22 protein-coding genes are annotated in these 25,458 nt (G+C 71.3%); 14 read left to right on the top strand and 8 right to left on the bottom strand.

Annotated features, from left to right (window positions below; genetic code table 11):
- Window positions 1-47: 47 nt before the first annotated feature.
- Window positions 48-527 carry a metallopeptidase family protein gene (locus tag ACWDOP_RS18755; protein ID WP_354987333.1) on the bottom strand — a complete coding sequence of 160 codons (480 nt, stop codon included), beginning with the start codon at window positions 525-527 and terminating at the stop codon, window positions 48-50.
- Between the two features lie 161 nt (window positions 528-688).
- On the opposite strand from ACWDOP_RS18755, the gene ACWDOP_RS18760 reads away from it, so the two are divergent.
- The 5 genes from ACWDOP_RS18760 to ACWDOP_RS18780 all read left to right on the top strand — a co-directional run bounded on the left by ACWDOP_RS18760 (window position 689) and on the right by ACWDOP_RS18780 (window position 6,192).
- On the top strand, window positions 689-1,090 hold the full coding sequence (locus ACWDOP_RS18760) for a DUF3499 domain-containing protein (protein ID WP_454203672.1): 402 nt from the start codon (window positions 689-691) through the stop codon (window positions 1,088-1,090).
- 68 nt (window positions 1,091-1,158) lie between these two features.
- Window positions 1,159-2,535, top strand: coding sequence for a phosphomannomutase/phosphoglucomutase (locus ACWDOP_RS18765; RefSeq protein ID WP_454203622.1), 1,377 nt, complete (start codon window positions 1,159-1,161; stop codon window positions 2,533-2,535).
- Between the two features lie 72 nt (window positions 2,536-2,607).
- Complete coding sequence (locus ACWDOP_RS18770) at window positions 2,608-3,792, top strand: tobH protein (RefSeq protein ID WP_456346104.1); 1,185 nt, start codon at window positions 2,608-2,610, stop codon at window positions 3,790-3,792.
- Window positions 3,792-5,027, top strand: coding sequence for a mannose-6-phosphate isomerase, class I (gene manA / locus ACWDOP_RS18775; protein ID WP_454203624.1), 1,236 nt, complete (start codon window positions 3,792-3,794; stop codon window positions 5,025-5,027). The genes ACWDOP_RS18770 and manA overlap by 1 nt, the downstream gene beginning before the upstream one ends.
- Before the next feature lie 244 nt (window positions 5,028-5,271).
- On the top strand, window positions 5,272-6,192 hold the full coding sequence (locus ACWDOP_RS18780; protein ID WP_456346105.1) for a cation diffusion facilitator family transporter: 921 nt from the start codon (window positions 5,272-5,274) through the stop codon (window positions 6,190-6,192).
- 5 nt (window positions 6,193-6,197) lie between these two features.
- Here the strand turns inward: ACWDOP_RS18780 and ACWDOP_RS18785 are convergent, their stop codons facing one another.
- The gene (locus tag ACWDOP_RS18785) at window positions 6,198-7,664 is read right to left on the bottom strand and encodes a phytoene desaturase family protein (protein ID WP_456346106.1); all 1,467 of its coding nucleotides are present in this window, start codon (window positions 7,662-7,664) and stop codon (window positions 6,198-6,200) included.
- A 154-nt stretch (window positions 7,665-7,818) separates the two neighbouring features.
- Window positions 7,819-8,394 carry a TetR/AcrR family transcriptional regulator gene (locus ACWDOP_RS18790; protein WP_456346107.1) on the bottom strand — a complete coding sequence of 192 codons (576 nt, stop codon included), beginning with the start codon at window positions 8,392-8,394 and terminating at the stop codon, window positions 7,819-7,821.
- Between the two features lie 88 nt (window positions 8,395-8,482).
- On the opposite strand from ACWDOP_RS18790, the gene ACWDOP_RS18795 reads away from it, so the two are divergent.
- Both ACWDOP_RS18795 and ACWDOP_RS18800 read left to right on the top strand, forming a co-directional pair.
- Window positions 8,483-8,905, top strand: coding sequence for a DUF4267 domain-containing protein (locus ACWDOP_RS18795; protein WP_456346108.1), 423 nt, complete (start codon window positions 8,483-8,485; stop codon window positions 8,903-8,905).
- A 76-nt stretch (window positions 8,906-8,981) separates the two neighbouring features.
- Window positions 8,982-9,200 carry a DUF4287 domain-containing protein gene (locus tag ACWDOP_RS18800; RefSeq protein WP_456346109.1) on the top strand — a complete coding sequence of 73 codons (219 nt, stop codon included), beginning with the start codon at window positions 8,982-8,984 and terminating at the stop codon, window positions 9,198-9,200.
- Between the two features lie 167 nt (window positions 9,201-9,367).
- On the opposite strand, the gene manB is transcribed toward ACWDOP_RS18800, so the two are convergent.
- The 3 genes from manB to rfbD all read right to left on the bottom strand — a co-directional run bounded on the left by manB (window position 9,368) and on the right by rfbD (window position 12,354).
- Window positions 9,368-10,456 (bottom strand): mannose-1-phosphate guanylyltransferase, encoded by a 1,089-nt coding sequence (gene manB, locus ACWDOP_RS18805; RefSeq protein ID WP_456346110.1) that lies wholly within the window; start codon window positions 10,454-10,456, stop codon window positions 9,368-9,370.
- Between the two features lie 78 nt (window positions 10,457-10,534).
- Window positions 10,535-11,449: a glycosyltransferase family 2 protein gene (locus tag ACWDOP_RS18810; RefSeq protein ID WP_454203630.1), complete on the bottom strand. Its 915-nt coding sequence runs from the start codon at window positions 11,447-11,449 to the stop codon at window positions 10,535-10,537.
- An 11-nt stretch (window positions 11,450-11,460) separates the two neighbouring features.
- Window positions 11,461-12,354: a dTDP-4-dehydrorhamnose reductase gene (rfbD, locus tag ACWDOP_RS18815; RefSeq protein ID WP_456346136.1), complete on the bottom strand. Its 894-nt coding sequence runs from the start codon at window positions 12,352-12,354 to the stop codon at window positions 11,461-11,463.
- A gap of 274 nt (window positions 12,355-12,628) precedes the next feature.
- Between rfbD and ACWDOP_RS18820 the strand changes: the two genes are divergently transcribed.
- The 3 genes from ACWDOP_RS18820 (at window position 12,629) to ACWDOP_RS18830 (ending at window position 16,187) form a co-directional block, all read left to right on the top strand.
- Complete coding sequence (locus ACWDOP_RS18820) at window positions 12,629-14,086, top strand: LCP family protein (RefSeq protein ID WP_454203675.1); 1,458 nt, start codon at window positions 12,629-12,631, stop codon at window positions 14,084-14,086.
- Window positions 14,074-14,790 carry a TIGR03089 family protein gene (locus tag ACWDOP_RS18825; RefSeq protein ID WP_454203631.1) on the top strand — a complete coding sequence of 239 codons (717 nt, stop codon included), beginning with the start codon at window positions 14,074-14,076 and terminating at the stop codon, window positions 14,788-14,790. Before ACWDOP_RS18820 ends, ACWDOP_RS18825 begins: the two co-directional genes overlap by 13 nt.
- A gap of 98 nt (window positions 14,791-14,888) precedes the next feature.
- Complete coding sequence (locus tag ACWDOP_RS18830; protein ID WP_456346111.1) at window positions 14,889-16,187, top strand: cytochrome P450; 1,299 nt, start codon at window positions 14,889-14,891, stop codon at window positions 16,185-16,187.
- A gap of 9 nt (window positions 16,188-16,196) precedes the next feature.
- Here the strand turns inward: ACWDOP_RS18830 and ACWDOP_RS18835 are convergent, their stop codons facing one another.
- Window positions 16,197-17,759 carry a carboxylesterase/lipase family protein gene (locus ACWDOP_RS18835; RefSeq protein WP_456346112.1) on the bottom strand — a complete coding sequence of 521 codons (1,563 nt, stop codon included), beginning with the start codon at window positions 17,757-17,759 and terminating at the stop codon, window positions 16,197-16,199.
- Here ACWDOP_RS18835 and ACWDOP_RS18840 point away from each other — a divergent pair.
- Window positions 17,662-18,105, top strand: coding sequence for an FmdB family zinc ribbon protein (locus ACWDOP_RS18840; protein ID WP_454203634.1), 444 nt, complete (start codon window positions 17,662-17,664; stop codon window positions 18,103-18,105). The genes ACWDOP_RS18835 and ACWDOP_RS18840 overlap by 98 nt on opposite strands.
- Window positions 18,106-18,130: 25 nt before the next feature.
- Here ACWDOP_RS18840 and ACWDOP_RS18845 read toward each other — a convergent pair whose 3' ends face one another.
- The gene (locus ACWDOP_RS18845; RefSeq protein ID WP_456346113.1) at window positions 18,131-18,424 is read right to left on the bottom strand and encodes a SelT/SelW/SelH family protein; all 294 of its coding nucleotides are present in this window, start codon (window positions 18,422-18,424) and stop codon (window positions 18,131-18,133) included.
- Between the two features lie 238 nt (window positions 18,425-18,662).
- On the opposite strand from ACWDOP_RS18845, the gene ACWDOP_RS18850 reads away from it, so the two are divergent.
- From ACWDOP_RS18850 to ACWDOP_RS18860, 3 genes are read left to right on the top strand one after another with little or no spacing between them, the layout of a single operon-like run.
- The gene (locus ACWDOP_RS18850) at window positions 18,663-21,614 is read left to right on the top strand and encodes a DUF5691 domain-containing protein (protein ID WP_456346114.1); all 2,952 of its coding nucleotides are present in this window, start codon (window positions 18,663-18,665) and stop codon (window positions 21,612-21,614) included.
- The gene (locus ACWDOP_RS18855; protein ID WP_454203637.1) at window positions 21,611-22,723 is read left to right on the top strand and encodes an ATP-binding protein; all 1,113 of its coding nucleotides are present in this window, start codon (window positions 21,611-21,613) and stop codon (window positions 22,721-22,723) included. Before ACWDOP_RS18850 ends, ACWDOP_RS18855 begins: the two co-directional genes overlap by 4 nt.
- Window positions 22,723-25,359: a DUF5682 family protein gene (locus ACWDOP_RS18860; RefSeq protein WP_456346115.1), complete on the top strand. Its 2,637-nt coding sequence runs from the start codon at window positions 22,723-22,725 to the stop codon at window positions 25,357-25,359. The genes ACWDOP_RS18855 and ACWDOP_RS18860 overlap by 1 nt, the downstream gene beginning before the upstream one ends.
- The last annotated feature ends 99 nt before the right edge of the window (window positions 25,360-25,458 follow it).

Raw genomic sequence — 25,458 nt, forward strand, 5'->3', positions numbered from 1 at the left:
CCCCTCGCGCGAAATCTGTTGTAGCGAGGGGCTTTTCACAAACCCGACTACTCCGGCTCCGGGTCGATCACATCCGGATCGACCCCGAGATAGGTCGCGATCTGCTGAACGAGCACCTCGCGCAGCAGATCCACCAGATCGTCCGGATCCCCGGCGCGCAGTTCCAGTGGCTTGCGGAAGATCACGATGCGGGCGCGTGTCGCCTGACCGTAGCGGTCGACCCCTGCCGGGATGAGGCGCGACAGGGGCACCGGCCCGTCGGCCACCACCTCGTCCGGCCAGGTGACCGAATCCGGGTTCAGCGGACGGATTTTCGGCACGTCGTCCACCGCGATGTCGAGATTGGTGAGCTGGTCGTGCCAGCGACTTTCCAAGGGCGCGAACGCTTCCAGCACCAACCGGTCGAACTGCTGACCGCGGGTGCGGCGAGCGGGCACGGTGGGCGGCAGCATCGGTCCACGCACACCCCGCCCGCGGCGGATGACAGACCGCGCCGTGGGGGCGGGTCGCTTACGTGAACGGGTCATACTCCGAATCTAACCGCATCGGAACCTCCCGATGGAGCCGACTCGACTTACCCGTCCGACCCGCCGTAATACGCCGTCGAAGCACGATTGTGGCGTGTCCCATTGCGCGTGTCTGACCGCACGGAGGCCCCCGGAGGGTTACCCTGCTTGGCGTGATTCCCATGCGTCGTTGCTGCCGACCCGGCTGCAAGAACCCGGCCGTCGCGACGCTGACCTATGTGTACTCGGACTCCATGGCGGTGGTCGGGCCACTCGTCACCGTCGCCGAGCCGCACTCGTGGGATCTGTGTGAAACGCACGCATCCCGCATCACCGCTCCCAAGGGCTGGGAACTGGTCAAGCACGAGGGCGGTTTCTCCTCGGGTACGCCCGACGACGACGACCTCACCGCGCTGGCCGAGGCCGTCCGCGAGGCCGGATTGCGCCGTCGCGCACCCGAACCCGATCCCCGCGGCTATTCCGACTATCCGGGCAGCGCGGGCCCCGCGGCCCAGCGCACCGGCCGCCCCGCGCGCACCGGGCGACGCGGTCATCTCCGGGTGCTGCCGGATCCGCCGAACTGACGCCGTGTCCGTATACAGCTCCCCGGCCGGGCGCAAAAGTCTCGGGCAGGCGGGATAGTGTGGTCGGCATGACAGTCGCCCGCTCCGCCGAGTCCGTGCACGCAGTCATCAAGGCGTATGACGTCCGCGGTGTCGTCGGCGAACAGATCGACGCGGCCTTCGTCGCCGATGTCGGCGGCTCGTTCGCCCGCCTCATGCGCGCCGAGGGCGCCGCCCAGGTGGTCATCGGCCACGATATGCGCGACTCCTCACCGGAATTGGCCGCCGCCTTCGCCGACGGCGTGCTCGCGCAGGGCCTGAACGTGGTGCACATCGGCCTGGCCTCCACCGACCAGCTGTACTTCGCCTCGGGCCACCTCGAGTGCCCGGGCGCCATGTTCACCGCCTCGCACAACCCGGCCAAGTACAACGGCATCAAGCTGTGCCGCGCCAAGGCGCTGCCGGTCGGTCAGGACACCGGCCTGGCGACCATCAGCGACGAGGTCATCGCGGGCGTGCCCGCCTTCGACGGCCCGCGCGGCACCGCCACCGAACAGGACCTGCTCGCCGACTACGCGGCCTTCCTGCACAAGCTCGTCGACCTGAGCGCCAGCCGCCCGCTGCGCATCGCGGTGGACGCCGGCAACGGCATGGGCGGCTACACGGTGCCCGCCGTGCTCGGCACCGTCGGCCAGTACGAGATCGAACCGCTGTTCTTCGAACTGGACGGCAACTTCCCCAATCACGAAGCCAATCCCCTGGATCCGAAGAACCTGGTGGATCTGCAGGCCTATGTGCGCGAGACCAAGGCCGACATCGGCCTGGCCTTCGACGGCGACGCCGACCGCTGCTTCGTGGTGGACGAGAAGGGCGACCCGGTGTCCCCCTCCGCGGTCACCGCGCTGGTGGCCGAGCGCGAGCTGGCCAAGGAGCCGGGCGCGACCATCATCCACAACCTCATCACCTCCAAGGCCGTGCCGGAGCTGGTGAGCCAGCTGGGCGGCAACCCGGTGCGGACCCGCGTCGGCCACTCGTTCATCAAGCAGCAGATGGCTTCGACCGGAGCGATCTTCGGCGGCGAGCATTCCGCGCACTACTACTTCCGGGACTTCTGGGGCGCCGACTCCGGCATGCTCGCGGCCCTGCACGTGCTCGCCGTCCTCGGCGAGAAGGACCGCCCGATGTCCGAACTCGCGTCCGCGTATGCAACATATGCGTCCTCCGGGGAGATCAACTCCACGGTGCCCGACGCACAGGAACGGACCCTGGCCGTGCTCGAAGCGTTCGGCGCCCGCGCGAAGTCGGTGGATCGCCTCGACGGGGTGACCGTGCAACTGGCCGACGGCGCGTGGTTCAACCTTCGGGCCTCGAATACCGAACCGCTGCTGCGACTCAACGTCGAAGCCCGATCGCAGGAGGATGTAGACGGACTCGTAACCGAGATCCTGAGCATCGTCCGCGCCTGACTGGAATAGTGGAATCACAGAGCTTGGATTCGCCAGCGCCTGGTGACCTGTGAGGGGAGGTGGCAACGCCCGATGATCGCTGGGACACCGGTACTCGATCTCGATGACGTCGCCTCGCTGGAGGCAGCCGACGTCGCGGGCACACTGCGCTCGGCGGCGTCCGGCGGAGCCCAGGTACGGGCGACCGCGGCCGCACTGGCGGAGAACGCCCTGACGCGCCTGACCGAGCTGCGCCCGCGCAGCGTGGTCCTGGTGTCCGGCAGCGGCCGGGCCGCGAGAGCGGCCGCCCTGCTGGTCGCCGCCCTCGGCGACAGAACCAGCATGCCCGTGGTGACCGCGACCGCGATTCCGCCGTGGGTGGGACCGCTGGACGTGGTGCTGGTCGCGGGCGACGACGCGGGCGATCCCCGCCTGGCCGAAGCCGTGGATTTCGCGGTGCGCCGGGGCGCGGAGGTCGTGGTCGCGGCGCCGGACGAGGGTCCGCTGCGCGCCGCCGCGGCCGGGCGGGCGACCATGCTGCCGCCGCGCATCCCGGTGCTCGACCACAATCGCGTGCTGCGCTTCCTGGCCATCGGCATGGCCGTGCTGGCCGCGGTCGATCCGCATCGCACCGGCCCGCTGGTGCCGGATCTGAACGCGCTCGCCGATCTGCTCGACGCCGAGGCGCTGCGCGACGGCCCGCAGCAGGAGGCCTTCCGCAATCCGGCCAAGACCCTGGCCACCCGCATGCAGCAGCGCAAGCGCCTGGTCTTCTCGGGCGATTCGCCCGCCACCACCGTGCTCGCCGCGCATTCGTCGGACGTGCTGCTGGCCGCGGCCGGACAGGTCGTCGCGGCCGCCGGGCTGGCGGAAGTCATTGCCGCGCACGGACGTCTGATCCAGGCCGCGGGTGTGGCCGATCCGGATTTCGATCCGCTCTTCCACGACGCGGAACTCGACGGGCCGCCGCCGGTCGAGCAGGTCCGCATCTTCGTACTCAGCGCCGAATCCGATCAGGTGACGGTGCGCAGACGGCTGGCGGTGTTCGGCTCCGACGCCGGACTCGTCGACGTCGATCTGGTGAATCTGGACGCGGAGGCCGCGGGTACCGCGCCGGCCGCGGAGGCGGCGGGGCAGGCCGTGCCCCCCGGTCGGGGCGGCGAGCTGGAACAGCTAGCGGTGCTGACGCTTCGAATCGAGATGGCGGCCGCGTATCTACGACTACTCGGTTCCCGCCCGGTCGCAGATCCGGGACGCTACGACGGGGGACACTACTAGTGCACGAACTCGTTGGTGCGCTGCGTTCTTACGCATGGGGTTCGCGCACCGCGCTCGCTCAGCTGTGCGGACGACCGGTTCCATCCGCGCATCCGGAGGCCGAACTCTGGTTCGGCGCGCATCCGGCCGATCCCGCGCAGGTGCGAATCAATGGACACAGCACCTCGCTGCTCGACGTGGTCAGCGCGAATCCGCAGCGCGAATTGGGCGCAGTCGCCGGTGAATTCGGCGGACGGCTGCCGTTCCTGCTGAAGATCCTGGCCGCGGAGGAAGCGCTCTCGCTGCAGGCGCACCCCAGCCTCGAACAGGCCCAGGTCGGATTCCAGCGCGAGAACCGCGCGGGCATGCCGCTGGACTCGCCGCTGCGCAACTACCGCGACGAGAACCACAAGCCGGAGCTGGTCGTCGCCCTGGATCGCTTCGAGGCGCTGGCCGGATTCCGCACCCCGACCCGGACCGTGCGACTGCTGCACGCGCTCGAGGTGCCCGAGCTCGAGCCCTACGCCGAACTGCTCGCCGCCCAGCCCGATTCGGCCGGCCTGCGCACACTGTTCACCACCTGGATCGCGCTGCCGCAGGCCAGCCTGAGCACGCTGCTGCCCAAGGTGCTGGACGGCTGCGTGCGCTATCTGTCCGGGCGCGACGAGGGCTCGCAGGACAAGCGCCGCGAATTCACCGCCGAGATCCGGACCGCGCTGGAGCTGGCCGAGGCCTATCCCGGCGACGCCGGCGTGCTGGCGGCGCTGCTGCTCAACCGCATCACCCTGGAACCCGGCGAGGGCCTGTTCCTGGCCGCGGGCAACCTGCACGCGTATCTGCGCGGGGTCGGCGTGGAGATCATGGCCAACTCCGACAACGTGTTGCGCGGCGGGCTCACCCCCAAGCACGTGGACGTGCCGGAGTTGTTGCGGGTGCTGGACTTCGAACCGCTCGAGCTGCCCAAGGTGCAGCCGGAGGTGCTGGGCAACGGGGTCTTCCGCTACCGCACGCCCGCGTCCGAGTTCGTGCTCAGCCGGTTCGAGCTGGCGCCGGGCGACGAGCCGGTGCGGGTGCCGCACGCGGGCCCGGGCATCGCGCTGTGCACGCACGGCGCGGTCGGGCTGCTGCTCGGCAAGGATCAGCTGCGTGTCGAATGCGGGCGCGCGGCCTGGATCTCGGCCGCCGACGGCGAGATTCGGGCACGGGCGCTGGACGGGGCCGCGCAGCTGTTCTACGCGGCGGTCAGCGAGAACTGAGCGGCCGAGCGCCCACCGACGCCGACGCGGGCGCACACCGACGCCGGTTCGGGCACCTCACCCACGTGAAACAGGCGCGAAGCCGTGTGCCGTCTCGAGGCGGAGCGGACAGCGGCTGCGGCCCGGCCCACGAACGCTCAGCCGCGTGCCGACAGCCGTTACGCGGTGTGAATCCGGCATCGGAGTCCGCCGCGCCCGGCGACGCTACCGACACCGCGCCCGCGCCGTCGGTAGCGTCGGTCCCATGTCCGGTGACGAGAGTCGTAAGGCGGTCCTGGCGGCGTTCTCGGCGGACGCCGGAATCACGGTGGCGAAATTCGCGGGGGCGGTGATCACCGGGTCGTCGTCGATGTACGCCGAGGCCGTGCACTCGCTCGCCGACACCGCCAATCAGGGCCTGCTGCTGATCGGGCGCAAACGCGCGCAGCAGCCGCCGGATCAATTGCATCCCTTCGGGTACGGCCGCAACCGCTACTTCTACTCGTTCGTGGTGGCGCTGGTCATCTTCGCGCTGGGCTCGCTGTTCGCCATCGACGAGGGCATCACCAAGATCCGGCATCCCGAGCATCTCTCGGACGCCGGGATCGCCATCGGCATCCTGGTCATCGCCATGGCGCTGGAGTCCTACAGCCTGTTCACCGCCCGCAACGCCTCGGCGCCGCTCAAGGGCCGCAAGAGCTGGTGGCGGTTCATCCGCACCACCCGCAATCCGGAACTTCCGGTGGTGCTGCTGGAGGATTTCGGCGCGCTCATCGGCCTGCTGCTGGCCTTCCTCGGCGTCGGCCTGACCGAGCTGACCGGCAATCCGATCTGGGACGGCGTCGGCACCCTGGGCATCGGCATCCTGCTCGGCTTCATCGCGATAGTTCTCATCGTGGAGATGAAGAGCCTGCTCATCGGCGAGGGCGCCACCCCCGACGAGGAACGCCGGATTCGCGCGAACCTGGTGGACGGCACGCGGATCGACCGCGTCATCCACCTCAAGACCCAGTACCTGGCCCCGGACGATCTGCTGGTCGCCGCCAAGGTCGGCATGGCCCCGAACCTGGACCTGACCGGCGTGGCCCGGGCGATCGACGACGCCGAAGCCCGTGTCCGCGAAGCGGTCCCGGTGGCACGGACCATCTACCTCGAGCCGGACCTGTACCGCCCCGAGCCGAACTGACGGACTCAGGCTCCGGCCAGCAGTTTCAGCGGGTCCGTGCGGATGCCGAGCTCCCGGCGCAGGGCGTGGCGGGCCGCGAAATAGCCGTTCATGCCGTGGACGCCGGGGCCGGGCGGGGTCGCGGCGGAGCAGAGGTAGACCCCGGGCAGCGGGGTGCGGTACGGATTCCAGCGGGGCACGGGGCGAAAGAGGGTCTGGCGCAGGGTGACCGCGCCCGCGGAGATGTCGCCGCCGACGTAGTTGGCGTTGTGGGCGGGCATCCGGGCTGCGGTGCGCACGTGGGTGGCGAGGATGAGATCGCGGAAGCCGGGCGCGAAACGCTCCACCTGGGCGATGATCTCGGCGCTGACGTCGCGCCGCGACCCGTGCGGGACGTGCGCGTAGGTGTAGAAGGTGTGCTGCCCGGCGGGCGCGCGGGTGTCGTCGACCACGCCGGGCTGGATCGCGAGCACATACGGCCGGTCCGCGTGTTGTCCCGCGGCGACGGCCTTCTCGGCGGCCTCGGCCTCGGCGCGCGAGCCGACCAGGTGCAGGGTGCCCGCCCGATCGCAGCCGAGCCCCTGCCACGGCACCGGACCGGACAGCGCGAAATCGACCTTGCACGCGGCGCCGCCGTAGCGGAAGTTCGCCAGCGCGCGGGTGTAGCGCCCGGGCAGCCGATCCCCCGCGACGCGCTGCAATTCGGCCGGGGCGAGATCCAGCAGAACCGCTGACACGGAATCGAATTCGTCGATGTCGTCGACCCGGTGCCCGGTGTATATCTCGCCGCCGTGCGCGCGCAGATCGGCGGCCAGCGCGTCCACGATGGCCTGGCTGCCCCCGCGCGGCACCGGCCAGCCGCCCACGTGCGCCAGGGTCCCGAGCAGCAATCCCACACCCGCGCCGGGGATTCCGCGCGGCGGCCGGATGGCGTGCGCGGCGACACCGGTCAGCAGCGCCGGCGCGACGTCCTCGCGGAAGCGCAGATTCCACAGCGGCGACGCCTGTTCCAGCAGCCGGCGCGCGACCCCGATCTCGGTGCGCAGCAGGCCGCCCGGGCGGATCGGCGGCGGCCGCAGATCCGACATGATCAGCCCGACCACGTCCTCCCACTGCCGCACCAGCGGGCCGAACAACCGCCGCCAGGCCGCGCCGTCGCGGCCCAGCCCGTCCACGGTATTGCTCAGGTCGCGCCAGGCCAGCCCGGCCCGGCCGCCGTCCAGCGGATGCGCGTAGGACACCTGCGGCGCAAGCAGTTCCACCCCGTGCGCGGGCAGGTCGAAGGCGCGCAGGAACGGCGAGGCCACCGCCATGGGATGCGCGCCCGCGCACAGATCGTGCCGGAATCCCGGCAGCGTGATCTCGGCGGTGCGGCAGCCGCCGCCGATCGTGTCGGCGGCCTCGTACACCTCGACAGCGAGTCCCGCCCGGGCCAGGATCACCGCCGCCGCGAGCCCGTTGGGCCCGGACCCCACCACCACCGCGTCAGCCATGCTCTCAGCCTAGGCGCGTTCGCACGGGCGGCACCGGACCGTGGTGAATCCCATGCGCGGGCGCGGGCGATCCCAGCTGCACCCTCTCGATCAGGAACGCCCCGGCCACTTCGAGCACCACGACCCCGGTTCGGCACGTCCGAGCCCGGACCACTCAGCCGCCGATCCATTGGGCAACAAGGATATCCAGTCGCTGAGCACGAAAGTCCGGCCGCAGCCGACCACCTCGATCCAGCGTGGCCAGCCCGTGCAGCGCGCTCCAGGCAACCTCGGTGAAGGTCTCGGCGTCGTGCGGCGGCGCGAACGGCGCGAAGGTGAGCAGCAGTTCGACGAAGCACTCCTTGAGGATGTCCGGGGCGTCCGGGCCGAACTTCAGTTCGGTGCGCAGCAGGAACATGGCGTCGTACAGTGCCGAGCTCTCGCGGGCGAAGGCCAGGTAGCCCTCGGCCACCAGCACCAGCGCCTGCTCGGGAGTGTCCGCGCCCGTGCGCAGTTCGCGCGCCGCGACGGCGAGTTCGGCGAACCCCTGTTCGGCCACCGCGGTGACGATGGCGTCCTTGCCCGCGAAGTGGCTGTACAGCACGGGCTGGCTGTACTCGATGGCCTCGGCCAGTTTGCGCACGGTGACCGCGTCCCAGCCCTGGGTTTCGGCCAGTTCGCGGGCGGTGTCGACGATGCGCTTCTCCCGTTCGGCCCGTTCGCGTTCACGACGGCTCTGAGATGCGTTCATGAGCAGAATTCTAGCATCGCTAGACAATCTATCCACGCGAATGCTAGCGTTGCTACATCAGCAAGCGACGCTAGAACCGGAGATCGACATGACCCTGCACCGCATCAACACCGCCCTCACCGTCGCCGGCGTGGCGTTCATCCTCTACATCGGTCTCAACTACCTGCTCACCCCCGAAACCTTCGCCGCCGGCTTCGGCCTGCCGGAATGGCCGACGGGCGACGCGGTCGCGTTCATGAACCTGAAGGGCGTGCGCGACACCGCCTTCGGCGTGGCGATCCTGGCCCTGCTGGCCTTCCGGCAGCGCTTCGCACTCGGCATCACGATGCTGGCCACCACCCTCGTCCCGCTCGGCGACATGATCACCGTGCTGAGCTACGACGGCTCGACCTCCGCCGCGTTCGGCATCCACGGCTTCACGGCCGCCCTGGTGGCCCTCACCGGCGCCCTGCTGATCCGCGAACACCGCGCGACCGCGACCGCCCGCATCCCCGCCGCGGCCGCCGCGTGATGCCGATCACACGGCGATGAATTCGGCCCGGCCCGCCCGTCATGATCAGCAACACCCTCAGACAAGGAGCGACACCATGGCGACCACCAAGCCCCACGGCCCGGCCTCGTACTTCCCCTCCATCGAGACCAAGTACGGCCGCACCGTCGACGAGTGGTTCGCCCTCATGTCCGCCTCCGGCCTGACCGGTCAGAAGGACCTGGTCAACTGGCTCAAGACCGACCACGAGATGGGCCACGGGCACGCCACCGCCCTCGCCCAGTTCCACCTGAACCCGGGCAAGTGGGAACGCTGAGACACTCCCCTTACGACGAAAAGGCCGCTCCCCCAAGGGGAGCGGCCTTTCGCGTGTACTCCGATGGTGCGTTGACCCGCGCGGGCGAACACCGTTGTCACCGCGCGGCGAACCGGCCCGCACGCGAGAGTGCTACTCGCCCGGCCCGACTGCCCGGGCGGGAATCCCTAGACGTCGGTCGAGAAGCGGATGCCGCCGTCGGGGATCTCGACGCCGGGCCAGACGCGCGCGCCGCGTAGTAGTTCACAGCGGGCGCCGACGACCGCGCCGTCGCCGATGACCGCGTCGCGGACCAGGGCGCGGGGGCCGATCTTGGCGCCGAAGCCGATGATCGAGCGTTCCACGGTCGCACCGGCTTCCACGCACGCGCCGTCGAACAGAACCGCGCCGTCCAGGCGGGCGCCCGCGCCCACCTCCGCGCCGCGGCCGACGACCGTGCCGCCGATCAGCAGCGCGCCCGGCGCGACGCCGGCGCCGGCGTGCACGAGCGACTCGCCGCGCTGGCCGGGCAGGGCCGGGGACGGCGCGATGCCGCGGACCAGATCCGCGGAACCGCGCACGAAGTCCTCGGGGGTGCCCATGTCACGCCAGTACGAGGTGTCCACGTGGCCCTGGATGTGCGCACCCTCGGCGAGCAGGGACGGGAAGGTCTCGCGCTCGACCGAGACCGGGCGCCCGGCCGGAATCTTCTCGATGTACTCGCGGCGGAACACGTAGCAGCCCGCGTTGATCTGGTCGGTCGGCGGATCCTGGGTCTTCTCCAGGAACGCGGTGACGCGGCCGTTCTCGTCGGTGGGCACGCAGCCGAAGGCCCGCGGATCGCTCACCCGCACCAGGTGCAGGGTGACGTCGGCGTTGGACTCGTGATGGGTGTCCAGGATGCCGCCGAGATCGGTTCCGCCGAGCACGTCGCCGTTGAACACCATGACGGTGTCCGCGCGCAGCTTGGGCAGCACGTTGCGGATGCCGCCGCCGGTGCCCAGGGCCTCGGCCTCGAAGACGTACTCGAGTTCGAGCCCGAGCGCCGAGCCGTCACCGAAGTGGTCCTCGAACACCTCCGCCTTGTAGGAGGTACCGAGTACGACGTGGGTGATCCCGGCATCGGCGATGCGGGCCAGCAGATGCTGCAGGAACGGCAGACCGGCCGTCGGCAGCATCGGCTTGGGAGCGGACAGGGTCAGCGGACGCAGGCGGGTGCCCTGGCCGCCGACCAGAATCACCGCATCCGTGGATCCGGCACCATTGCCGCTGTTCACCATGTTCTCCCCTGTGGTCAGGTGTCTATCGAAATTCGCGGGCGCGTGCTCCGGGACCCGCCGGAGCATGCGACCTGCTCAGTGGGCCGAGCCGGCCGCGGCCTCGGCCGCATCGCGTTCACGCAGAGCGGATCGAACCGCAAGCTTGCAGCGGATGGCAAGTCCGGCCTTCAACGCGACCCGCAACGGCGCCTGCCACCAGTGCGGATGCCTGTCCGCCTGGAAGCGGTAGGCGCTGGCGTGGTGCGCGGGCAGCATGGTCTCGGGGTGCTTACCGGCGGCGTGACCCTTGGCGTGGGTGACCTCGGCGGTCGGCACGAAGACATTGTGCCAGCCCGCCTTGCCCATGCGGTCACCGAAGTCGACATCCTCCATGTACATGAAGTAGCGGGAGTCGAAACCGTCGATGGAGTCGAAGGCGGCGCGGCGGACCAGCAGGCACGAGCCCGAGAGCCAGCCGACGGTGCGCTCGGAGATCTGCTCGTTCTCCTGGCGGTAGCGGCGGGTCCAGGGGTTGGTGGGCCAGACGGTGCCGAGGATGGCGTGGCCCGCGCCGTCGAGCAGTCCGGGGACCGAGCGCGCGGAGGGGTACAGGCTGCCGTCCGGCTCGAGCACCTTGGGCCCGAGCGCACCCGCGCGCGGCCAGCGGCGGGCCGCGGCCAGCAGTTCGTCGATGGAGTCGGTGCCCCAGCGAATGTCCGGGTTCACGATGGCGATGAATTCGATGTCCGGGTCGATCTCGGCGACCGCGCGATTGATGGCGCCGCCGTAGCCGAGGTTGCCGCCGGTGCGCAGCAGCCGCACGTGGCTGTTGGCTTCGGCGATCAGCTCCGGCACCCCGTCCACCGAGCCGTTGTCGGCGAGGATCACCTGGGGCTTCTCGCCGGTGGCGGTGGCTAGCGTGCTGATGAAGTGCTGCAGGTGCTCACCGGGCGAGTAGGTCACCGTGACGACGGCCAGTACTGGCGGTCCGACAGAATCCGAGGGGCTCACGGACGCCCAGCCTAGTCGGAGATGGCGGCCAGTGCGTCGCCCAGTGCCAGTCGCCATTCCCGCAGGGGCGCGAGCCCGGCCGATGCCCAGGCTGTGCCCGAAAGGACCGAATATGCCGGGCGCGGAGCGGGTCTCGGGAAATCGGCGGTGCCGCAGGGGCGCACGCGTTCGGGGTCGGCGCCCAGACCCGCGAAGACGGCCCGCGCGAGCTCGAACCAGCTGGCCTGTCCGGCATTGCCCGCGTGCAGGATTCGCGGGATGACGGATTCGCCGGGATCGGCCGTCAGCCGGCCCGCCAGCTCCAGCAGGCCCGCCGCCAGATCCGGTGCGTAGGTGGGTGATCCGATCTGGTCCGCGACCACGTTCACGGTGTCGCGTTCGCGCTCGAGCCGCCGCATGGTCGCGACGAAATCGCCGTCCGTGCCGGTGTAGACCCACGCGGTGCGCACGACGCGGGCGCGCGGATCCAGCTCGAGCACCGCCTGTTCGCCGGCGAGTTTGGAGCGGCCGTAGACGGTGGCGGGTCCGGTCGGGTCGCCGGGCTCGTAGGGACGATTCGCGGTGCCGGGGAAGACGTAGTCGGTGGAGATGTGCACCAGCCGCGCGCCGATGTCCGCGCACGCGGCGGCGAGGACCGCGGGCCCGGTGGCGTTGCCCGCGAAGGCGGCGTCCACATCGGTCTCGGCCAGATCCACCGCGGTGTAGGCGGCGCAGTTGACGACGATGTCGCCCGGATTCAGTACCGCGCGTACGGCATCGGCGTCGGTGATGTCGAGTTCGGCGCGGCCGTAGCCGCGGGCGCCGGGCGCGTGCCGGAGCAGGGCGCGGCCCAGCTGTCCCCGCGCACCGGTCACCACGAGCCGCTCGGTGATGGGTGTCACGGCGGGGGAAGTCACGGCGGTCAGTGTGACACGGGCGGCGGCAGGTTTCGCGCACACCCGTAGCTACCTGCGCGGATGTCCGGCTCTCGCGCGCGCGGGCGCGAGTGGGCAACACGACTCACGGAGCGCGAGCTACACGGACATGTCCGGCGGCGCGTCTAGCCTGCATTCGGGGGCACTCCACAGACATCACCCCGGCAGCGAGCGCGGTCGGCCGAGTACTGGAAGAGGGAGCAAGGGGTTGTCGCAGACCAGGAGAGCATCCGCACCGCTACCCTCTCGCCCGGCCGGGCCCCGGGTGCACGGCGGCCGGGATCGGACGCATCCCCTGCGGCTTCTGTCGGCGGCGGCCGCGATCGTCGTGCTGGTCGTGACGGGACTGGGCTGGCGCAGTGTGGATCAGCTCGTTTCCAGCATCGAGCGGATCGGCGACCTGGGCCTGGGCGGGGGCAAGGACGGCGCGGTCGACATTCTCATGGTCGGCATCGACTCGCGCACGGACGCGCACGGCAATCCGCTGTCCGATGACGAGCGGGCGATGTTGCACGCGGGCGACGAGATCGGGCTCAACACCGACACCATCGTGCTGATCCGCGTGCCCAACGACGGCCGATCGGCCACGGCCATCTCGATTCCGCGCGATTCGTACGTGGACATTCCGGGGCTGGGCATGGGAAAGATCAACTCCGCGTACGGCGTGACCAAGCTGACCGAGCAGCAGAAGCGACTGGACAAGGGCGAATCGGCGTCCGAGGCCGACAGCGAGTCCACCCTGGCCGGGCGGCAGGCCCTCATCAAATCCGTTGCCACGCTGACCGGTATCACCGTCGATCACTACGCCGAAGTCGGCCTGCTGGGCTTCGTCCTGCTCACCGACGCGGTGGGCGGGGTCGACGTCTGCCTGAACAACGCGGTGTACGAGCCGCTTTCGGGCGCGGACTTCACCGCCGGGGAGCAGAAGCTCACGGGCCCCGAGGCGTTGAGCTTCGTGCGCCAGCGGCACGAGCTGCCGCGCGGGGATCTGGACCGCATCGTGCGCCAGCAGGTGTACATGGCACAGCTCGTGCACCAGGTGGTCAGCGCCAAGACCCTGACCAATCCGGGCCGGCTGAGCGATCTGAGCAAGGCGGTCGGGCGCACCGTGGTGCTGGACGATAATTGGGATGTGCTGGCGTTCCTGACGCAACTGCAGGATCTGTCGGGCGGGCAGGTGAAGTTCGAGACCATCCCGGTCAAGGATCTCAACGGCTGGACCGACAACGGTGAATCGGTCGTGCGCGTGGATCCGACCGCCGTGCAGAAGTACGTGGCGCGCACCATCGGCGGCGGTTCCGCGGACGACTTCCAGGACACCGGCGGCGTCGATCCCGCCACCGTGGTCGCCGACGTGTACAACGCCAGCGGGACCGGCGGTCTGGCCGCGGTTGCCGCACAGGCGCTGGCGGGCAAGGGTTTCCGCACCGGCACGGTGGACAACTGGATCGGCGGGCCGGTGCAGAGCAGCCGGGTGCTGGCGAACAGCGGCGGTGATCCCCGGGCCCGCGCGGTCGCGCAGGCGCTGGGCGGATTGCCGGTCTACGCCGAGGCCGGATTGGCGGAGGGCTCGGTCCGCGTGGTGCTCGCGGGTGACTACTCTGGTCCGGGTTCGACGACCGGCACCGGGATCGATTTCACGATCGGTACCACCCCCATGACGCCGGTTCCGCCAGCTCCACCCATCGATGCCGGTAAGAACGGACCGAAATGCGTCAACTGAACGAGACCCTCACCGACGCGGTACTCGACCCCATCCTGGCCCGCGATCCCGCGGGTCCGCGCATCACCCACTACGACGACGCGACCGGCGCGCGCATCGAACTCTCGGCGCTCACACTCGCCAACTGGGCGGCCAAGACCGCCAACATGATTCGCGACGAATTCGGCCTGTCCCCGGGGTCCCGGGTGGCGGTCCTGCTGCCCGCGCACTGGCAGACCGCGGCGGTGCTGCTGGGATGCTGGTGGGCCGGCGCGGAGGTCGTGCTGACCGCCGATCCGGACGCCGAGCTGGCGCTGGTGACCGCCGATCGCATCGACGAGGCCGGGGACATCCCGGAGATCGCGGCGTTGTCGCTGGATCCCATGGGCATGCCGGTCCGGGATCTGCCCGTCGGGATCACCGACTACGCGACGTCGGTCCGCGTGCACGGCGATCAGTTCCGGCCCGGGGACAGCGGCTGCGCGCTGGACGGGCTCTCGGTCTCGGAGGTGCTGGAGCAGGCCCGCAGGTCCGCGCAGCGGCAGGGATTCACCGCCGAGGATCGCGTCCTGTCGAGTACGCCGTGGGAAACCCCGGCCGAATTGATCGATGGCTTCGTGGCGGTCCTGGCCGCGGGAGCGTCGTTGGTGCAGGTCAGCCATCCGGATCCGGCCGCCCTGGAACGCCGCGTGACGTCGGAGAAGGTCACCGCCCGGCGGGCCTGAGTCCTACCCCGGTAGGAGCCCGAATTCCCTCTCCGGGATCTTTTTCACCCCAACCGCTTTCCGTACGGTGAGAGATACCCGAGGAGAGGGGATCAACGATGATGAGCCCGCGATACCGAATGCGGTGGCTGTTCGAGCAGGGCGCCGCGCGCTACATGTTGCGCCTGCAGGCGCGGCGGGGTGATCCCTTCGGCAGACTCTTCGGCAGTCGCGCGGCCATCGCCGATCCCTATCCCTTCATCGAGGATTTGCGCGCCCGCGGGCGACTCGTGCGCAGCCCGTCCGCGCACGCCACCGCGGACTACGAAGTGATCCGGGGTGTGTTGCGGGACAATCGATTCGGCATCTTCGGCCTCGGCAACCTCGACGTACCCCGCAGCCTGCGGGACACCATCCGCTCGGCCGAGCTGCCGCCCAATCCGGTCGAGCCGCCCTCGATGCTGGTGATCGACCCGCCGGACCACACCCGATTGCGCAAGTCCGTCGCCGCCGCCTTCACCCCGCGCGCCACGAGCCGGCTGCGCGAGCGGGTGGAGACGGTGACGCGGGAGCTGCTCGACGCGCTGCCCGAGAACGGTTCCGCCGATCTGATCGGCGATTACGCCCAGCAGATCCCGATCGCGATCATCGCCGAGATGCTGGGGTTCCCGCACGAATCGCGCGACGAGTTCCTCGAGTGGGGCGACGCGGCCAGCCCGCTGCTCGACTTCGGCATCTCGTGGAAGACCTGGCGCACCGCGGCCGAAGCCATGATGGACATGGACGCGTACCTCGACCGGCACATCGCCCGGCTCCGCCGGGAACCGGGCGAGGACATTCTGAGCAGCCTGGTGAGCGCCGGCGATCTCGACGACCGCGAACTGAAGGCGACGGCCAGCCTGCTCATGGGCGCGGGCTTCGAGACCACCGTCAATCTCATCGGCAACGGCATCGTGCAGCTGCTGGCCCATCCGGACCAGTTGGCGCTGCTGCGCGCGGATCCCGCGCTGTGGTCGCCCGCGGTCGAGGAGATCCTGCGCTACGACGCACCGGTGCAGACCACCGCGCGGCTCGCGCTGGCGGACGTGGAGATCGGCGGCGTGAAGTTCCACCGGGGCAATGTGGTCGTGATGTCGCTGGCGGGAGCGAACCGGGATCCGAAGGTCTTCGAGAATCCCGCGACCTTCGACATCACGCGCTCGAACGCCCGGGACCACCTGACGTTCTCCAGTGGAACCCATACGTGCCTGGGCGCGAGCCTGGCTCGGATGGAAGGGGTGTACGCGCTGCGGGCGCTGTTCGACCGGTTCCCCGAGCTGGCGCTGGCGGGTGAGCCCGAGCGGCGCCCGCTGTTCACCCTGCACGGATACTCGCGGATGCCCGCCCGGCTGGGGCGGCGGGCCGCCGCCGTGGTGTAGCCGTTCCTGTCAGAAGAACCCGACCACCTGATCTCCCCAGACCGAGTTCCGGTCGTAGTCGGGGTCGTCGACGATGCGATCGGTCGCGTCGATGATCAGCGTGCGGCGGTCCGCGACGTTGTAGGGCGGCCAGTGTTTGGAGCCGTCCAGGGCGGCGGGGACGCTGTGCCGGGCGAAGGCCGTCCAGCGGCGCATGGTGCGGCCGGAAACCTCCTGCGCCGCTTTGCGTCCGCCGAGCCAGAAGGTCGGGTCGCGGTCGAAGGACCCGAAATTGCCGAAGACGTACGGCAATTCGGTGGCGTGCCCGGCACCGACGCGAGCCGCCTTGAGCATGGGCGTCGCGTGATCGAAGCGGTACATCCAGGTCGGGGAATGCTGGGAGTGCGCGTTGGCGACCCAGTGCGCGGGCATCCGGAAGGCGGCGTCGCCGGACATGGTCAGGGCGCTGCGCGCGGTGCTGAGATCGCCGTAGGCGGAGGCGATTTCGGCGATCCGCTCGGGCGACATGCCGGGGTGCTCGGCGGCCACCCCGCGCAGCATCGCGTTCACCGCGTCGGGGGTGACGGGCATGATCGGCGAGCGGAACAGGCGGAACATGGACGCCTCGTCCTTGTTCGTGCCGATGATCAGCGGCACGCGATGCGAGCGGCCCTGCTGGAAACGGTCGCTCGGATACGCGGGCAGCACCTCGCCGTCCACCACGGGCGCGGCGGCCAGGCGGCCGGGCTCGCGGGTCGGCACCTCGTCGAGCAGGATTCCGGCGCCGGCGATGATCCGCTCGATGGGCATGTCCAGCAGTTCGGCGCCCTCCCCCGGTTTCAGGTCCAGGATCTCCAGGAAGCGCCGGGCCACGCCCGCCGCCCGCTCCTGCCCGAAAACCGTTGTGGCGGGCGGTGACTGCGCGATGGCGCGGTGGAACAGACCCGCCGACAGCGGGGAGGTGAGCAGGGCGGTCACGCAGCCCGCGCCGGAGGATTCACCGAAGACGGTGACGCTGCCCGGGTCACCGCCGAAGGACTCGATGTTGTCGCGCACCCATTCCAGGGCGGCGATCTGATCGCGCAGGCCGAGGTTCGAGGTGAACTCGGGACCGAGGGAGGACAGGTCCAGGAAGCCGAGCGATCCCAGCCGGTAGTTCACCCCGACCACGATCACGTCACCGGTCTCGACCAGTCTGCGGCCGTCGTAGATGGCCTGGGCCGCCGTGCCGAGGCAGTACGCGCCGCCGTGCAGCCACACCATGACCGGCCGCGGGTCCTCGCTGGGCGCGGCGGGGGCCCAGATGTTGAGCCAGCAGCAGTCCTCGCCCATGCGCAGGCCCGAGTCCACGGGGACGAAGCCCGCGCTCTGGGGGGCCACCTCGCCGAAGTCGAAGCAGTCGCGCACACCGTCCCAGGGTTCGGGGGGCTGCGGCGGGCGATACCGATTCGGGCCGCCGGTCGAGGCGGCGTACGGAATGCCCCGCCAGACCGCGATGCCGTCCTGCCGTCGGCCCCGTACCCGGCCGTATTCGGTGACGGCCACCGGTTCGGCCTGCTCGTCCGGCAGCGTCTCGAAGAACGTAGTGTTCATCGCCCACCTCCTCGTACTCCGTAAATCGAGGGTACCGGGGAGATCGACAGCGGTCCGGCCACCGGTGACCGCGCGCCGCCGCCGGACCCCGGGGTCATCGGTGGCCTACGCTGGGCCGGTGCCGAGTTATGCGTACCGCTGCCGCAGCTGCGGGGACAGTTTCGAAGTGACCCGTCCGATGGCCGAGGCGTCCGATCCGGCCGACTGCCCGCTGGGGCATTCGGACACCGTCAAGCTGCTGACCACGTTCGGGACGGTGAGTCGCGGGGGCGGCGGCGCGCTGCCGATCGCACCGGCCGCGCCCGCGGGTGGCGGCGGCTGCTGCGGGGGCGGCGGGTGCTGCTGACCCGCTGAGGCTGCCCGGCCCGGGATTATTTGGCGGAGTCGCCGGTGGCCGGCTTGTCCGAGTGGCCGAGGGAGCGGCCGGGGGCGACCCGGTCCCGGACGCGCTGCTTGAGCACGGTGATGTCCGGAAAACCGCCGTCCGCCTTGCGTTCCCAGATCTGTTCGCCGTCCACGGTGATGCGGAAGATCCCGCCGTCGCCGGGTACCAGGGCGACCTCGGACAGGTCGGTCGTGAAGGTGGTGAGCAGTTCCTGGGCCATCCAGCTCGCACGCAGCAGCCATCGGCACTGGGTGCAGTATTCGATCGCTACGCGGGACATGGGCGAAACCCTACCGGGCGGTGCGCGGGGGTAAGGTCCCGGCGGAATCGCGCGGTACGCGGCGCGTGACTCGTTTCGGGTGCTTTCCGAGCGTGAATTCATCACGGGTGCAAGGTATTTCAGCTGTCACGCCCGCAGAATTTCCACGGCCGCGACCGGCGAAATATCGGCAAATACGGACCCGTGCACTTGTCGGTGCCCTGCGATAGACATGCGGTGAACGAACGAAGGGGGCACGATGACCACCGCCTGGACCGCCGAGCAGATCGCGGCGCTGGCGCCCGACCCGGCGTCGCTCACCGCCGCGCGCAAGCTGCGCGGCAAGTGGAGCGGCAGCGGAGAGCACGGGGGCACGGTGTGGGGCCTGTGCGCGGGCAGCGGCAGCCGCCCGTATCAGACCGTGGTCGACACCTCGGGTCCCGCGTACAAATGCTCGTGCCCGAGCCGGAAGTTTCCGTGCAAACACGCACTGTCCCTTTTGCTTTCCTGGTCGGAAGGCAATGTTCCGGCTACCGGCGCGCCCGCCGATTTCGCGGCCGAATGGCTCGCGGGGCGCGCGGCGCGGGAAGCGAAGAAATCCACGGCCGCGGTGACCGCCGCCGCGACGCCGCCGGGGGGCGCGGGGCGGGCGGGCGCGGCCGATCAGCGGCGGGCGCGGGTCGCGGCCGGCCTGGCCGATCTCGATACCTGGCTCACCGATCAGGTGCGGACCGGCCTGGCCCAGGCCGACCGCTCCCACCTCGCGTTCGACGCCGTCGCCGCGCGCATGGTCGACGCGCAGGCCCCCGGCGTCGCGGTCACGCTGCGCCATCTGCCGCGCGCCGCGACCGGCGCGGACTGGCCCCGGGTGCTGCTGCGCGAATACGCGCGCCTGCACCTGCTGACCGCCGCGCACACCCGCCTGGACGACCTCGATCCGGCACTGCGCGCGAGCGTGCGCACCCACGTGGGCTATCCGGTCCCCGCCGATTCCGTGCACGCCGAACCCGCCGTCCGCGATCGCTGGCTCGTACTCGGACAGCGCGTGACCTCCGACGAAGCGCTCTACACGCGCCGAATCTGGTTGCGGGGCCGGGAGTCCGGCCGCTGGGCGCTGCTCGTGGACCACCATCACGGCAGCCCCAGCTTCCCGCCGGACACCCCGCTGCCCGGCTACGAGGTGGACGCGGACCTGCACTTCTACCCGGGCGCCGCACCCCTGCGCGCGCTGTGGGGCACACGGCATTCCACCCCCGAACCCTTCACCACGATTCCACGGCCACCCGCCGCGCGAACCGGTTCCGTGACGGCGGATCCGGCGCCCGGCGGACCGGGGACGCACGAGGCCGCGCCGGGGAGCATCGCCGCGGCGCTGCTCGACCACGCGGTGGCCGTAGGCGCCGACCCGTTCCTGCGGTCGTGGCCGGTGCTGCTGGCGGGCGTGGTGCCGGTGCGGGAGGACAACGGCTGGTACGTGGTCGAACCCGACGGCGCGGCGGTGCCGATCGCGCCCGGCGACGAGGAGCCGTGGAAGCTGCTGGGGTTGTCCGGCGGGCATCCGGTGACCCTGGTCGGGGAATGGTCGGCGGCCGGGGTGATTCCGGTGTCCGCGCTGCACACCGGGGTGGTCACCGATGTGGCTGTCCCGGAGCGCAATTCGGTGGGCATCACCACGGCGAGCGATGATCCGAGCCTGGCCGAACTCGTCTCCACCGCGCTGGTGGGGACGGCGCGGCGCCAGGGCGACGGCGGCGCGCTGCCGGGGCCGGTCGCGGCGCTGAGCGCGCGGCTGACCGGTGAGCCCGCCGCCGCCCTGCTCGACACCATCGCGCTGCAGGACTGTTTCGCGCGGGGCGCGGTCACCGCGGGTGCGGTGAAACAGCCGGACACCGCGCAGGACGACGATCGGCCGCTGCTGCCCCGGGGCGCGGGCGCGCATCTGGCGGAGCTGCTCGGGGAGAACTCGCCGTTCCTGGACGAGTGGTTCGCCGCGGCGGCCGTCCACGACTTCCGGGCGCCCGACGAGCTGTGCAGCCTGCTGCTGGATCGGGCGAAATCGCTGTCGGCGCACCGGGAATCGCTGCTGCGCCTGGCGGGCGCGCGCGGGCGGTGGCTGGCCGCGCAGCACCCGGGCTGGCGGTCGCTGGTACGGGTCCCGGTCGAGGACGAGTCGGTGTGGTCGCACGGTCGGCCCGCCGAGCGGCGACTGTGGCTGGCGCAGTTGCGGTCTCGCGACCGGCACGCCGCGCTGGCGGCGCTGGCCGGATCCTGGGGCACCGAATCCGGGCCGGGCCGGGCGGAATTGCTGCTGGTGCTCGCCGACGGGCTCGGGCTCGGCGACGAGGCGATGCTGGAGACCGCGCTCGATGATCGGCGAGCCGAGGTGCGGCGCACGGCGGCGGATCTGCTGGGCCGGCTACCGGATTCCACCTTCGCGACGCGCATGGCCGAACGGGCGAGCGCGTGGCTGAGTTTCGGGCCGCGACTGCTCCGGCCGGTGCTCACCACCACCGGCCCGGGCGTGCTCGACGACGCCGCGCGCCGGGACGGTGTCGGGGATTCCTACGGCTACACCGCCTATCGCGCGGACGGCGCACCGGATCTGGCCGCCGAATGGCTGCACCGGGTCGTGGCCGGCACCCCGCTGGCGCACTGGGAACGGGTGCTGGGCCCGCCGGAACAGGCGGTGCGGGTGGCCATGTCCCAGGGCATGCGCGGTCCGATGTTCGCGGGCTGGTCCGATGCCACGCTCGCGCAGCGGGATTCGGCGTGGGCCAAGGCGCTGTTCACGGCGTTCGCCGCGCAGGAGGCGGGTGAGTCCGACAGCGAGAAGCTGCGCGAGCTGTTCGCGCTGCAACCGCTGGACGATCAGATCCGGCACCTGCGCCGCCTGGACAGCAGCTGGCTGGCCGAGATCGAATCGCTGCTGCGCGCGGTGCCGCATCCGTGGCCCGCCCCGATGGCCGAGCACGTGCTGCGGCTGCTGCTCGAGCGCGCGCAGTTGTCCGCCGACCGGCCGGGCGCGCCCTCGCTGGTGCCCGGTTCCTATCGCACGCTGTTCCGCGCCTCCTCCGCGCATTTCCCGGTGACAGCCGCCGAGATGGTGGCCGGTATCGCGCGGCGGTGCGGAGATCCCTACTGGGAGCAGGCTTTCGACCAGCTCGCCCATGACCTGATTCACCGTAAGACGATGCTCGAGGAGCTGCAGTGACCACTTCCGACGTTCGAACCACCGACGAGTCCGCGACCCTGCTGCGCCCGCACGCCGAACAGGCGTTCGCCGACGAACTGGCCGCGCTCGCCGCCGCCGACGATCGCCCGCGCCCGCCGTCGTGGCGGCTCTCGCCGTGGGCGGTGGTCACCTATCTGCTGGGCGGCGCGCTGGCGGACGGCACCGTGATCTCGCCCAAGTACGTGGGCCCGCGCCGGCTGATGGAGGTCGCGGTCTCCACCCTGGCCACCGATCGCGCGCTGCTGCTGATCGGTGTACCCGGCACCGCCAAGACCTGGGTGTCCGAGCACCTCGCGGCGGCCGTCTCGGGCCGGTCCACCCTGCTGGTGCAGGGCACCTCCGGCACCGCGGAGGAGGCGATTCGCTACGGCTGGAACTACGCCCGGCTGCTCGCGGAGGGTCCGAGCGAGGCGGCGCTGGTGCCCTCGCCCATCATGACCGCGATGCGGGCCGGTTCGATAGCGCGGCTCGAGGAGCTCACCCGTATCCCGTCCGACGTGCAGGACGCGCTCATCACGGTGCTGTCGGAGAAGACGCTGCCGGTGCCCGAACTCGGCGCCGAGGTGCAGGCGGCCAAGGGCTTCAACCTCATCGCCACGGCCAACGATCGCGATCGCGGCGTGAACGAGCTGTCCTCCGCGCTGCGCAGGCGCTTCAACACCGTCGTGCTGCCGCTGCCCGCCGGGGAGGACGAGGAGGTCGCGATCGTCACCCGCCGGGTCGAACAGCTCGGCACCGCACTGGAATTGCCCGCCGTGCCCGCGGCCGCCGAGGAGGTGCGCCGGGTGGTGCGCATCTTCCGGGAGCTGCGCTCGGGCATGACGGCCGACGGCCGCACCAAGCTCAAGTCGCCGTCCAGCACGCTGTCGACCGCCGAGGCGATCTCGGTGATCACCAACGGGCTGGCGCTGGCCGCGCACTTCGGGGACGGCGTGCTGCGCGCGGGCGACGTGGCCGGGGCGGTGCTGGGCGCGGTCATCAAGGATCCGGTCGCGGACGGGGTGGTGTGGACCGAGTACCTGGAAGCCGTTGTGCGCCAGCGCCCGGACTGGGCCGACTTCTACCGCGCCGCCCGCGAGGTGAGCTGATGCGCGCCGACGCCGCCGGGCCGGCGGCCGCGGTTCCGGAGTCCGGGCCCGCGGTGACGACGGTCGGGCCCGCGGATTCCACCGCGCCCGTATCCCCTGCGAGGCAGACGAAGTCGAGCGATTCCGGCGTCACGGTGCGCCCGGAGCCCGAGACCCGGGTGTTCGGGATCCGCCACCACGGGCCGGGTTCGGCGCGGTCACTGCGCCTGGCACTGAACCGGTTCCGGCCGGACGTGATCCTGATCGAGGGCCCGGCCGACGCCGATCCGCTGCTGGGTTTCGTCGCCGCCGACGGCATGGAGCCCCCGGTCGCGCTGCTCGGCTACCGCCCGGACGAACCGGCCAAGGCCGCGATGTGGCCGTTCGCCGAGTTCTCCCCGGAGTGGCAGGCCATGACCTACGCCGCCGAACACGGTGTGCGCGTGGGCTTCTGCGATCTGCCCGCCGCGACCGTGCTGGCCATGGATCAGGATCCGGTCCCCACCGGCGACCCGCTCGCGCTGCTCGCCGAGGCCGGCGGCTACGACGACGCCGAGCGCTGGTGGGACGCGATCGTCGAATCGGCCACGGACGCCGACATTTTCCCGGCGGTCAACGACGCGATGGCGGCGCTGCGCGAACACGCGGAGCAACTCGGGCCGGACGGCGAGCCCGCGATCCCGGGCACCGCCGACGGAACCCCGTCACCGGCCCCGGGGTCGTCCGAAACCGCTACTGCCCCAGGCGTTACCGACTCCGAGGGCGCGACAGCCACGGAAGCCACGCCGCGCTCGGACGACAGCCCTGCTGCCGCGAGGCGGCTGCCCGGAGTCGACGAGGCGGCCACCGATGGCGGCGACAACGGCTCCGGCGCAGCGCTGTTCGCCGAGCCGCAGCCCGGCGAGCACGGGCAGCCTGCCGATTTCGATCCGAGTGACCCGGCCGCCGTCGCGCCGGGGCGCATCGTGCTCGACGCGCACACCCTCGTGCGCGAGGCGTACATGCGGCAGGTCATGCGCAAGGCGCTCAAGGACGGAGCGGTGCGGCTGGCCGTGGTGTGCGGGGCGTGGCACGCGCCCGCGCTCGAGGGCAAGCTCGGGCCGGCGGCGGCGGACGCGCGACTGCTCAAGGGGCTGCCGCGCGGGAAGGCGACGCTGACCTGGGTGCCGTGGACGCACTCGCGACTCTCCAGTACCTCGGGGTACGGGGCGGGGATCACCTCGCCGGGGTGGTACCACCATCTCTTCACCGTCACCGAGCAGCCGATCGCGCGGTGGCTGACGCGGGTGGCGGGAATGCTGCGCACCCACGATCTGCCGGTGTCGAGCGCGCACATCATCGAAGCGGTGCGCCTCGCCGAGACCCTGGCCACGCTGCGCGAGCGGCCGCTGGCCGGATTGTCCGAGGTCACCGAGGCCACCCGGGCCGTGCTGTGCGACGGCGACGAGGTGATGCTGCGGCTGGTGAGCACCGAACTGGTGGTCGGGGAGGCGCTGGGCGCGGTACCCGAGGGGACGCCGACGGTGCCGCTGGAAGCCGATCTGCGGGCGCGGATCAAGACGCTGCGGATGAAGCAGCAGGCCCTCGAACGGACCGTGGACCTGGATCTGCGGACCGAGCAGGGGCTGGCGAAATCCCGGCTCCTGCACCAGCTCCGGCTGCTGGGGATCGAGTGGGGGCGGCTGACCGACAGCCAGGTGCGGGCCACCGGCACCTTCCGCGAGACCTGGGTCCTGCAGTGGCGGCCCGAACTCGCCATCTCGATCGTGGAGGCCGCGCGCTGGGGCACCACGCTGCGCACCGCCGCCGCGGCCAAGATCCTCGACACGGTCGCCGCGCCGGACGCGACGGTCGGGCAGGTGGCGAACGCGCTGGAAGCGGCGCTGCTCGCCGACCTGGGCGGGGCCACCGACGGGCTCATCGCGCGCCTGGAAAGCGTTGCGGCACTGGATCACGACGTTACCCATCTGCTGGCCGCGCTGCCCGGACTGCTGCGGACGCTGCGCTACGGCGACGTGCGCGGCACCGACGGCGCCGCCCTCACCCGGGTCGCGGACGGCCTGCTGGTGCGGGTGTGCGCGGGGCTGCCCAGCGCGGTCACCGGGTTGGACGCCGACTCCGCCGCCGCGCTGCGCGCGCTGATGGACGGTGTGCACCAGGCACTGTCGGCGCGCGACGACGAGTGGGCCACCCGGTCCTGGCTCACCGCCCTGCGCGGGGTGGCCGACCGCGCCGATATCCACGGCGGTCTCATCGGGCGTGCGGTGCGGCTGCTCTGCGACGCCGAGGTGATCGACGCGGCCGAATCGGCGCGCCGGCTCGCGGCCGCGCTGTCGGTGGGCCACGCGGCCGCCGACAAGGCCGCCTGGATCGACGGCTTCCTGGGCGGGCGCGGGCTGCTGCTGGTGCACGACCGAAACCTGCTCTCGCTCATCGACACCTGGCTGTGCACGCTGGACGAGGAGCAGTTCGTGGCCACCTTGCCGCTGCTGCGCCGCACGTTCGGCGGCTTCGATTCCGGTGAGCGCCAGGCCATCGCGCAGGCGGTGCGCCACACGGGCGCCGCTACGACGCCGGCGGGCGTCACCGACTACGACACCGTCCGCGGTGAACTCGCGCTGAGCGCGGCCGCCGCGATCCTCGGGCTCACCGGGTGACACGGGACGAACTGCGGCGCCGCTCCCCCTCGGCCGGGTGGCGGTCGCACAGCGGGAGCCGGCCGGCACAGGCGCGGCGCACCGGCCGACAACCGCTAC

The organism is Nocardia sp. NPDC003693 (assembly GCF_053981095.1).